The organism is Photobacterium damselae subsp. damselae, from assembly GCF_038086725.1.
In the GTDB taxonomy this organism is placed as follows: domain Bacteria; phylum Pseudomonadota; class Gammaproteobacteria; order Enterobacterales; family Vibrionaceae; genus Photobacterium; species Photobacterium damselae.
On record NZ_CP146970.1, the window covers coordinates 101,637 to 113,406 of the forward strand.

General features: G+C 48.0%; 1 protein-coding gene, 4 tRNA genes and 5 rRNA genes. All 10 read left to right on the top strand.

Features of this window, described 5'->3' with window-relative positions; genetic code table 11:
• Nucleotides 1–204 precede the first annotated feature (204 nt).
• Nucleotides 205–3,097 (top strand): 23S ribosomal RNA (locus tag WAX86_RS00485).
• Between the two features lie 111 nt (nucleotides 3,098–3,208).
• Nucleotides 3,209–3,324 (top strand): 5S ribosomal RNA (gene rrf, locus WAX86_RS00490).
• Nucleotides 3,325–3,711: 387 nt separating this feature from the next.
• Nucleotides 3,712–5,263: ribosomal RNA gene (locus WAX86_RS00495) — 16S ribosomal RNA — on the top strand.
• A 98-nt stretch (nucleotides 5,264–5,361) separates the two neighbouring features.
• Nucleotides 5,362–5,437: transfer RNA gene (locus tag WAX86_RS00500), tRNA-Glu, on the top strand.
• A gap of 1 nt (nucleotide 5,438) precedes the next feature.
• Nucleotides 5,439–5,514, top strand: a tRNA-Lys gene (locus WAX86_RS00505).
• A gap of 29 nt (nucleotides 5,515–5,543) precedes the next feature.
• Nucleotides 5,544–5,619: transfer RNA gene (locus WAX86_RS00510), tRNA-Val, on the top strand.
• 236 nt (nucleotides 5,620–5,855) lie between these two features.
• Nucleotides 5,856–8,748: ribosomal RNA gene (locus tag WAX86_RS00515) — 23S ribosomal RNA — on the top strand.
• Nucleotides 8,749–8,859: 111 nt separating this feature from the next.
• Nucleotides 8,860–8,975, top strand: a 5S ribosomal RNA gene (gene rrf / locus WAX86_RS00520).
• Together the 16S, 23S and 5S rRNA genes with 4 tRNA genes alongside form the textbook arrangement of a ribosomal RNA operon.
• A 42-nt stretch (nucleotides 8,976–9,017) precedes the next feature.
• Nucleotides 9,018–9,094: transfer RNA gene (locus tag WAX86_RS00525), tRNA-Asp, on the top strand.
• Between the two features lie 941 nt (nucleotides 9,095–10,035).
• Nucleotides 10,036–11,763, top strand: coding sequence for an ABC transporter ATP-binding protein (locus WAX86_RS00530; protein ID WP_341489362.1), 1,728 nt, complete (start codon nucleotides 10,036–10,038; stop codon nucleotides 11,761–11,763).
• Nucleotides 11,764–11,770: the final 7 nt, after the last annotated feature.

An 11,770-nucleotide genomic window follows, 5' to 3' on the forward strand; every position in this document is an offset into this window, starting at 1 on the left:
AATGCTCTTTAACAATCTGGAAAGCTGACTAGTAAATTCAATCGAATGATTGATTTATTTTAAGTTTTTATCGAAAGATAAAAACGAGTTCTCAAAACAAACACATTCAAGTGTCTTGTGTAAGAGTCCGGCGAAACAACGTCTATCACAACTCAGATAGACAACCTTGGTTGTTTGAACATACGAAACCTCTTGGGGTTGTATGGTTAAGTGACTAAGCGTACACGGTGGATGCCTGGGCAGTCAGAGGCGATGAAGGACGTACTAACTTGCGATAAGCGTAGATGAGGCAGTAAGAGCCACTTGAGTCTACGATTTCCGAATGGGGAAACCCAGCTGCATAAGCAGTTATCTCAATGTGAATTCATAGCATTGTGAGGCGAACCGGGGGAACTGAAACATCTAAGTACCCCGAGGAAGAGAAATCAACCGAGATTCCGGCAGTAGCGGCGAGCGAAACCGGATTAGCCCTTAAGCTAATCTTGCGTTAGGTGAACATGCTGGAAAGCATGGCAATAAAGGGTGATAGCCCCGTAACCAACAGCGCTTTATCAGTGAAATCGAGTAGGACGGGACACGTGTTATCCTGTCTGAATATGGGGGGACCATCCTCCAAGGCTAAATACTCCTGACTGACCGATAGTGAACCAGTACCGTGAGGGAAAGGCGAAAAGTACCCCTGTGAGGGGAGTGAAATAGAACCTGAAACCGTGTACGTACAAGCAGTAGGAGCAGGCCTAGTCCTGTGACTGCGTACCTTTTGTATAATGGGTCAGCGACTTAATTTTAGTAGCAAGGTTAACCATCTAGGGGAGCCGTAGGGAAACCGAGTCTTAACTGGGCGTCATAGTTGCTAGGATTAGACCCGAAACCGAGTGATCTAGCCATGGGCAGGTTGAAGATTGAGTAACATCAATTGGAGGACCGAACCGACTAATGTTGAAAAATTAGCGGATGACTTGTGGCTAGGGGTGAAAGGCCAATCAAACTCGGAGATAGCTGGTTCTCCCCGAAAGCTATTTAGGTAGCGCCTCGGACGAATACTACTGGGGGTAGAGCACTGTTAAGGCTAGGGGGTCATCCCGACTTACCAACCCTTTGCAAACTCCGAATACCAGTAAGTACTATCCGGGAGACACACGGCGGGTGCTAACGTCCGTCGTGAAGAGGGAAACAACCCAGACCGCCAGCTAAGGTCCCAAAGTTATAGCTAAGTGGGAAACGATGTGGGAAGGCTCAGACAGCCAGGATGTTGGCTTAGAAGCAGCCATCATTTAAAGAAAGCGTAATAGCTCACTGGTCGAGTCGGCCTGCGCGGAAGATTTAACGGGGCTAAGCTATACACCGAAGCTGCGGCAATGTGCTTTGCACATTGGGTAGGGGAGCGTTCTGTAAGCCGTTGAAGGTGCATTGTAAAGTGTGCTGGAGGTATCAGAAGTGCGAATGCTGACATGAGTAACGACAAAGGGAGTGAAAAACTCCCTCGCCGGAAGACCAAGGGTTCCTGTCCAACGTTAATCGGGGCAGGGTGAGTCGACCCCTAAGGCGAGGCCGAAAGGCGTAGTCGATGGGAAACGGGTTAATATTCCCGTACTTCTTACTATTGCGATGGGGGGACGGAGAAGGCTAGGTGAGCCTGGCGACGGTTGTCCAGGTCCAAGTACGTAGGTGGATGAATTAGGCAAATCCGGTTCATCATTAACACTGAGATACGATGTCGAGCTACTACGGTAGCGAAGTCATTGATGCCATGCTTCCGGGAAAAGCCTCTAAGCTTCAGATAGTAAGAAATCGTACCCCAAACCGACACAGGTGGTCGGGTAGAGAATACCAAGGCGCTTGAGAGAACTCGGGTGAAGGAACTAGGCAAAATGGTACCGTAACTTCGGGAGAAGGTACGCTCTTAATGGTGAAGTCCCTCGCGGATGGAGCTGTCGAGAGTCGCAGATACCAGGTGGCTGCAACTGTTTATTAAAAACACAGCACTGTGCAAAATCGAAAGATGACGTATACGGTGTGACGCCTGCCCGGTGCCGGAAGGTTAATTGATGGGGTTAGACGTAAGTCGAAGCTCTTGATCGAAGCCCCGGTAAACGGCGGCCGTAACTATAACGGTCCTAAGGTAGCGAAATTCCTTGTCGGGTAAGTTCCGACCTGCACGAATGGCGTAATGATGGCCACGCTGTCTCCACCCGAGACTCAGTGAAATTGAAATCGCTGTGAAGATGCAGCGTACCCGCGGCTAGACGGAAAGACCCCGTGAACCTTTACTACAGCTTGGCACTGAACATTGACCCTACATGTGTAGGATAGGTGGGAGACTTTGAAACGCAGACGCCAGTTTGCGTGGAGTCGTCCTTGAAATACCACCCTTGTAGTGTTGATGTTCTAACTTGGCCCCATCATCTGGGGTGAGGACAGTGCCTGGTGGGTAGTTTGACTGGGGCGGTCTCCTCCCAAAGAGTAACGGAGGAGCACGAAGGTGGGCTAATCACGGTCGGACATCGTGAGGTTAGTGCAATGGCATAAGCCCGCTTAACTGCGAGAATGACGGTTCGAGCAGGTGCGAAAGCAGGTCATAGTGATCCGGTGGTTCTGTATGGAAGGGCCATCGCTCAACGGATAAAAGGTACTCCGGGGATAACAGGCTGATACCGCCCAAGAGTTCATATCGACGGCGGTGTTTGGCACCTCGATGTCGGCTCATCACATCCTGGGGCTGAAGTCGGTCCCAAGGGTATGGCTGTTCGCCATTTAAAGTGGTACGCGAGCTGGGTTTAGAACGTCGTGAGACAGTTCGGTCCCTATCTGCCGTGGGCGTTGGATGATTGAGAGGGGCTGCTCCTAGTACGAGAGGACCGGAGTGGACGAACCTCTGGTGTTCGGGTTGTGTCGCCAGACGCATTGCCCGGTAGCTAAGTTCGGAATCGATAACCGCTGAAAGCATCTAAGCGGGAAGCGAGCCTCAAGATGAGTCATCCCTGATACTTTAAGTATCCTAAAGGGTTGTTGGAGACTACGACGTAGATAGGCAGGGTGTGTAAGCGCTGTGAGGCGTTGAGCTAACCTGTACTAATTGCCCGTGAGGCTTAACCATACAACACCCAAGGGGTTTTATCGGACTCCACAAACACTTGAATGTAAGTTTGAGAACCAGTTAACTTTCCCAGATTGCTATTTCAAGCACTGCTTGAAATAAACGAATTTGCTTGGCGACCTTAGCGCTGTGGTCCCACCTGAATCCATGCCGAACTCAGAAGTGAAACGCAGTAGCGCCGATGGTAGTGTGGGGTCTCCCCATGTGAGAGTAGGACATCGCCAAGCGCCCATTTTGAAAGCCCGCTTTGCTGAGCGGGCTTTTATTTCGCTCCCACTGATTGGAATGTGAGCGACGTCAATATAAGGTTTTTACTTTTTAACCACTTAGTGAAAAAGTTGAAAATTTTATCTTGACTGAATATCAGAAAAGCGTATTATACGCCACCTGACTTGCTGAAGCACAAAACGCTAAGGCATTGAATAGTCAACGTTCTTTAACAATTTGACCATGCAATCTGTGTGGGCACTCGTGAAATGATTTAGTCTAAAAGATTTAATCAATGAAACTGAGTGACCAAGTGATACTTCGGTATCAGCACAGTCAATTCATTCATCATTTTATGATGAATTAACAGTATTCATTGAGCCGTATCGGTAGATACAACAAAACTTTAATTGAAGAGTTTGATCATGGCTCAGATTGAACGCTGGCGGCAGGCCTAACACATGCAAGTCGAGCGGCAGCGACTTAACTGAACCTTCGGGGAACGTTAAGGGCGGCGAGCGGCGGACGGGTGAGTAATGCCTGGGAATATGCCCTGATGTGGGGGATAACTATTGGAAACGATAGCTAATACCGCATAATCTCTTCGGAGCAAAGAGGGGGACCTTCGGGCCTCTCGCGTCAGGATTAGCCCAGGTGGGATTAGCTTGTTGGTGAGGTAATGGCTCACCAAGGCAACGATCCCTAGCTGGTCTGAGAGGATGATCAGCCACACTGGAACTGAGACACGGTCCAGACTCCTACGGGAGGCAGCAGTGGGGAATATTGCACAATGGGGGAAACCCTGATGCAGCCATGCCGCGTGTGTGAAGAAGGCCTTCGGGTTGTAAAGCACTTTCAGTAGGGAGGAAGGTAGTGTAGTTAACACCTGCACTATTTGACGTTACCTACAGAAGAAGCACCGGCTAACTCCGTGCCAGCAGCCGCGGTAATACGGAGGGTGCGAGCGTTAATCGGAATTACTGGGCGTAAAGCGCATGCAGGCGGCCTGTTAAGTCAGATGTGAAAGCCCGGGGCTTAACCTCGGAATTGCATTTGAAACTGGCAGGCTAGAGTCTTGTAGAGGGGGGTAGAATTTCAGGTGTAGCGGTGAAATGCGTAGAGATCTGAAGGAATACCAGTGGCGAAGGCGGCCCCCTGGACAAAGACTGACGCTCAGATGCGAAAGCGTGGGGAGCAAACAGGATTAGATACCCTGGTAGTCCACGCCGTAAACGATGTCTACTTGGAGGTTGTGGCCTTGAGCCGTGGCTTTCGGAGCTAACGCGTTAAGTAGACCGCCTGGGGAGTACGGTCGCAAGATTAAAACTCAAATGAATTGACGGGGGCCCGCACAAGCGGTGGAGCATGTGGTTTAATTCGATGCAACGCGAAGAACCTGACCTACTCTTGACATCCAGAGAAGCTTGAAGAGATTCGAGTGTGCCTTCGGGAACTCTGAGACAGGTGCTGCATGGCTGTCGTCAGCTCGTGTTGTGAAATGTTGGGTTAAGTCCCGCAACGAGCGCAACCCTTATCCTTGTTTGCCAGCACTTCGGGTGGGAACTCCAGGGAGACTGCCGGTGATAAACCGGAGGAAGGTGGGGACGACGTCAAGTCATCATGGCCCTTACGAGTAGGGCTACACACGTGCTACAATGGCATATACAGAGGGCAGCAAGACCGCGAGGTGGAGCGAATCCCAGAAAGTATGTCGTAGTCCGGATCGGAGTCTGCAACTCGACTCCGTGAAGTCGGAATCGCTAGTAATCGTGGATCAGAATGCCACGGTGAATACGTTCCCGGGCCTTGTACACACCGCCCGTCACACCATGGGAGTGGGCTGCACCAGAAGTAGATAGCTTAACCTTCGGGAGGGCGTTTACCACGGTGTGGTTCATGACTGGGGTGAAGTCGTAACAAGGTAGCCCTAGGGGAACCTGGGGCTGGATCACCTCCTTACAAAAAAGACTGCGTTTTACGCAGTGTCCACACAGATTGCTTGGTTGAAATGTAAAAGAGCCACTTAATGTTGCCCAACAACATTAAGTACGAACAGTGTCCCGTTCGTCTAGAGGCCTAGGACACCGCCCTTTCACGGCGGTAACAGGGGTTCGACTCCCCTACGGGACGCCACGGGTCGTTAGCTCAGTTGGTAGAGCAGTTGACTTTTAATCAATTGGTCGCAGGTTCGAATCCTGCACGACCCACCATCTTCTCCTCGAAGATGTAAAACTTCGGAGGGCGATTAGCTCAGTTGGGAGAGCACCTCCCTTACAAGGAGGGGGTCACTGGTTCGAGCCCGGTATCGCCCACCACTCTTTAAGCACTCTTTTGAGAGTTTTTAAAAAGTGGTTCGAAAGAAACACAATGCTCTTTAACAATCTGGAAAGCTGACTAGTAAATTCAATCGAATGATTGATTTATTTTAAGTTTTTATCGAAAGATAAAAACGAGTTCTCAAAACAAACACATTCAAGTGTCTTGTGTAAGAGTCCGGCGAAAACATAAAAACCTTGGTTGTTGAGCCATACGAAACCTCTTGGGGTTGTATGGTTAAGTGACTAAGCGTACACGGTGGATGCCTGGGCAGTCAGAGGCGATGAAGGACGTACTAACTTGCGATAAGCGTAGATGAGGCAGTAAGAGCCACTTGAGTCTACGATTTCCGAATGGGGAAACCCAGCTGCATAAGCAGTTATCTCAATGTGAATTCATAGCATTGTGAGGCGAACCGGGGGAACTGAAACATCTAAGTACCCCGAGGAAGAGAAATCAACCGAGATTCCGGCAGTAGCGGCGAGCGAAACCGGATTAGCCCTTAAGCTAATCTTGCGTTAGGTGAACATGCTGGAAAGCATGGCAATAAAGGGTGATAGCCCCGTAACCAACAGCGCATTATCAGTGAAATCGAGTAGGACGGGACACGTGTTATCCTGTCTGAATATGGGGGGACCATCCTCCAAGGCTAAATACTCCTGACTGACCGATAGTGAACCAGTACCGTGAGGGAAAGGCGAAAAGTACCCCTGTGAGGGGAGTGAAATAGAACCTGAAACCGTGTACGTACAAGCAGTAGGAGCAGGCCTAGTCCTGTGACTGCGTACCTTTTGTATAATGGGTCAGCGACTTAATTTTAGTAGCAAGGTTAACCATCTAGGGGAGCCGTAGGGAAACCGAGTCTTAACTGGGCGTCATAGTTGCTAGGATTAGACCCGAAACCGAGTGATCTAGCCATGGGCAGGTTGAAGATTGAGTAACATCAATTGGAGGACCGAACCGACTAATGTTGAAAAATTAGCGGATGACTTGTGGCTAGGGGTGAAAGGCCAATCAAACTCGGAGATAGCTGGTTCTCCCCGAAAGCTATTTAGGTAGCGCCTCGGACGAATACTACTGGGGGTAGAGCACTGTTAAGGCTAGGGGGTCATCCCGACTTACCAACCCTTTGCAAACTCCGAATACCAGTAAGTACTATCCGGGAGACACACGGCGGGTGCTAACGTCCGTCGTGAAGAGGGAAACAACCCAGACCGCCAGCTAAGGTCCCAAAGTTATAGCTAAGTGGGAAACGATGTGGGAAGGCTCAGACAGCCAGGATGTTGGCTTAGAAGCAGCCATCATTTAAAGAAAGCGTAATAGCTCACTGGTCGAGTCGGCCTGCGCGGAAGATTTAACGGGGCTAAGCTATACACCGAAGCTGCGGCAATGTGCTTTGCACATTGGGTAGGGGAGCGTTCTGTAAGCCGTTGAAGGTGCATTGTAAAGTGTGCTGGAGGTATCAGAAGTGCGAATGCTGACATGAGTAACGACAAAGGGAGTGAAAAACTCCCTCGCCGGAAGACCAAGGGTTCCTGTCCAACGTTAATCGGGGCAGGGTGAGTCGACCCCTAAGGCGAGGCCGAAAGGCGTAGTCGATGGGAAACGGGTTAATATTCCCGTACTTCTTACTATTGCGATGGGGGGACGGAGAAGGCTAGGTGAGCCTGGCGACGGTTGTCCAGGTCCAAGTACGTAGGTGGATGAATTAGGCAAATCCGGTTCATCATTAACACTGAGATACGATGTCGAGCTACTACGGTAGCGAAGTCATTGATGCCATGCTTCCGGGAAAAGCCTCTAAGCTTCAGATAGTAAGAAATCGTACCCCAAACCGACACAGGTGGTCGGGTAGAGAATACCAAGGCGCTTGAGAGAACTCGGGTGAAGGAACTAGGCAAAATGGTACCGTAACTTCGGGAGAAGGTACGCTCTTAATGGTGAAGTCCCTCGCGGATGGAGCTATCGAGAGTCGCAGATACCAGGTGGCTGCAACTGTTTATTAAAAACACAGCACTGTGCAAAATCGAAAGATGACGTATACGGTGTGACGCCTGCCCGGTGCCGGAAGGTTAATTGATGGGGTTAGACGTAAGTCGAAGCTCTTGATCGAAGCCCCGGTAAACGGCGGCCGTAACTATAACGGTCCTAAGGTAGCGAAATTCCTTGTCGGGTAAGTTCCGACCTGCACGAATGGCGTAATGATGGCCACGCTGTCTCCACCCGAGACTCAGTGAAATTGAAATCGCTGTGAAGATGCAGCGTACCCGCGGCTAGACGGAAAGACCCCGTGAACCTTTACTACAGCTTGGCACTGAACATTGACCCTACATGTGTAGGATAGGTGGGAGACTTTGAAACGCAGACGCCAGTTTGCGTGGAGTCGTCCTTGAAATACCACCCTTGTAGTGTTGATGTTCTAACTTGGCCCCATCATCTGGGGTGAGGACAGTGCCTGGTGGGTAGTTTGACTGGGGCGGTCTCCTCCCAAAGAGTAACGGAGGAGCACGAAGGTGGGCTAATCACGGTCGGACATCGTGAGGTTAGTGCAATGGCATAAGCCCGCTTAACTGCGAGAATGACGGTTCGAGCAGGTGCGAAAGCAGGTCATAGTGATCCGGTGGTTCTGTATGGAAGGGCCATCGCTCAACGGATAAAAGGTACTCCGGGGATAACAGGCTGATACCGCCCAAGAGTTCATATCGACGGCGGTGTTTGGCACCTCGATGTCGGCTCATCACATCCTGGGGCTGAAGTCGGTCCCAAGGGTATGGCTGTTCGCCATTTAAAGTGGTACGCGAGCTGGGTTTAGAACGTCGTGAGACAGTTCGGTCCCTATCTGCCGTGGGCGTTGGATGATTGAGAGGGGCTGCTCCTAGTACGAGAGGACCGGAGTGGACGAACCTCTGGTGTTCGGGTTGTGTCGCCAGACGCATTGCCCGGTAGCTAAGTTCGGAATCGATAACCGCTGAAAGCATCTAAGCGGGAAGCGAGCCTCAAGATGAGTCATCCCTGATACTTTAAGTATCCTAAAGGGTTGTTGGAGACTACGACGTAGATAGGCAGGGTGTGTAAGCGCTGTGAGGCGTTGAGCTAACCTGTACTAATTGCCCGTGAGGCTTAACCATACAACACCCAAGGGGTTTTATCGGACTCCACAAACACTTGAATGTAAGTTTGAGAACCAGTTAACTTTCCCAGATTGCTATTTCAAGCGCTGCTTGAAATAAACGAATTTGCTTGGCGACCTTAGCGCTGTGGTCCCACCTGAATCCATGCCGAACTCAGAAGTGAAACGCAGCAGCGCCGATGGTAGTGTGGGGTCTCCCCATGTGAGAGTAGGACATCGCCAAGCACCCAATTTAAACTATCGTACTGAACATACGGTAGTTTGAGTGGAGCGGTAGTTCAGTTGGTTAGAATACCGGCCTGTCACGCCGGGGGTCGCGGGTTCGAGTCCCGTCCGCTCCGCCACTTATTTAGAGAAAGCCTGATTCGAAAGAGTCAGGCTTTTTTTCGTTACATGCTTTATAAATAAAAGATAGATGGAAGTTGAGCGGTAGTTCAGTTGGTTTGCTTTTTGTTTAAGAACTGGGGCCAGCCTGTCACGCCGGGGGCGCGCTGATGTTCGGCATAGCAGTCCCGTCCGCTTCGTCACTTATTTAGAAAAGCCTGATTCAAAAGAGTCAGGCTTTTTTCGTTTACGGGGCTAAAAATACTAAGCGTCATTTTATGAGCTGTAATGCTGGATTATCTACTTCTGTCAGCCTTGTCTCATACTGAAAGCCTCAGTGGAAAGAACAAGATCTTGTGCCAAATTCAGCTTCCAAGTGCTAGATCTCTGCATAACGCTATACTTGCTTTACCCGTAATTTAAGTCATCTAGATTTCTATTAGAAGCTAGCCTATCGTATAAGGCTGATATTAAAAGTAGATAATTTGATATTTTATAGCCCACCTCTCCTAATATTATTCTGCTTATATTCTTCTTTATTAGCAAAACCTCTTAATTCTATCCACCTTGTCTGTTATTTAAGCTGTATTTGACTAACAATATAGTAAGATGTTTTAAATTTGTTAAAGTTTGATTTTTCTCATAGTGCAAGAATATGCAGGATCAAAAAAGTAGATTGTTGATAGAAATCACGGTATTTATAGTTAGATAAACTAAAAGTAAAATCTTTATCGCATTATTAGTTGTTTATTTATTCGGTGATAAATCATGCAAGTGAATAAAATTTGATTAAATATTCAATCTATATCTTGTTGTTTAAAGTTGTTAGTATTGATTTGTTGTAGTTTTGTAAAATATTGGCTTAATGATTAAGCGTATTCTGATTTAGAGCATTGTTCTAAATCTCATGGATGAAATATCACAGACATGGAATGGAACTGTTAGACAGTTGGAGTCTGAAATGGCGTTATTGGAAGTAAATAATCTACGGATAGAATATCCTTCTCGACATGGTGTGTTTGCTGCAGTGAAATCACTGTCATTTAGTATTGAACGTGGCGAAATTGTAGGTGTTGTTGGTGAGTCTGGTGCTGGTAAATCCACCGTGGGTAATGGTGTTATTGATCTGCTCAGTCCTCCTGGACATATTGCCAGTGGCGAAGTACTGCTAGATGGAGAAGTGATTTCTGGTTTGACTCCAGATCAGATGAGGAAGATCAGAGGAAATAAAGTGGGATTTATATTCCAAGATCCAATGACCTCGCTGAATCCGCTCTTCACGATTGAGCAGCAACTTACAGAAACTATCGTGACAAACTTAAAGCTTTCTAGTTCTCAAGCGTATCAACGAGCATTAGAACTATTACAGCAAGTAGGCATTAACGAGCCTGAAATTCGTATTAAGCAGTACCCACATCAATTTTCCGGTGGTATGCGTCAACGTGTGGTCATTGCCATTGCACTTGCTGGTGAGCCTGATCTGATTATTGCTGATGAACCAACCACTGCATTAGATGTATCTATTCAAGATCAAATCCTTAATCTTATCCGTAAGCTCTGCCTTGAAAAAAATGTTGGTTGCATGTTGGTGACTCATGATATGGGAGTCGTTGCCAATGTGACAGACAAGGTAGCGGTAATGTATCAAGGTGATTTGGTGGAGTTTGGCACGACAGATCAAGTTCTTCATCATCCAAATCATGCTTATACACGCAGTTTAATCTCAGCTGTACCTCGTTCCGATATCAAGTTAAAGCGTTTTCCTTTGGTGAGCTACATTGAGCAGGCAAAAGAGATGAAGCCGCTTGATATCAAAACACATTGGTTGGGCCAACGAGAGCCGCAGCGAGATTATCAAGGTGCGCTATTACAAGTGAATCAAGTTAATCTGCGTTTTATTACTAAGGATTCATTCTTTGCCAGTCGTCGTGAATATGTTCAAGCTTCAAATAATGTGAGTTTTGGTATTTATGAAGGCGAAACATTTGGCTTAGTAGGTGAATCTGGTTCTGGAAAATCGACGATAGCCAGAGTGATAGCAGGTCTCTATCCACCTAACTCTGGTCAAGTGGTCTTCGAAGGTATTGATCTCACCGCTTTGACATCGGAACGTCAACGCCAGCCTTTTCGTCGACAGATGCAAATGGTATTTCAAAACCCTTATACATCTATGAATCCTCGGATGAGAATCTTCGATATTATTGCTGAGCCTATTCGATTCCACCGACTGACAGAAAATGAAACGCAAACCCGAGCAGTTGTGAATGATTTACTTGATCATGTAGGTCTTGGCCGAGCTGCTGGGGTGAAATATCCTCATGAGTTTTCAGGGGGCCAGCGTCAACGTATTTCTATTGCTCGTGCTTTAGCAACCCGCCCTCGGCTTTTGATTTGTGATGAGCCAACTTCTGCATTGGATGTTTCCGTTCAAGCTCAAATCCTCAATCTGCTTAAAGATCTTCAAGATGAACTAGGTTTGACTATGTTGTTTATTAGTCATGATTTACCGGTTATTCGACAGATGTGCGATCGGGTAGGAGTCATGCAATATGGTCAGTTGCTTGAAGTTGCGGCGACTGAGAAATTGTTTACGGCTCCTGAGCATAGTTATAGTAAAAAGTTAATTTCTTTAATGCCTGAGTTTACTGGATTAAAAGAATCGCCACAGCCAGTAGTGGCTTTGGGATAATAGATAA

What these genes read in the sequence shown, in the direction of transcription:
- WAX86_RS00530 (WP_341489362.1), top strand. Translation starts at nt 10,036, where the DNA reads ATGGCGTTATTGGAAGTAAATAATCTACGGATAGAATATCCTTCTCGA.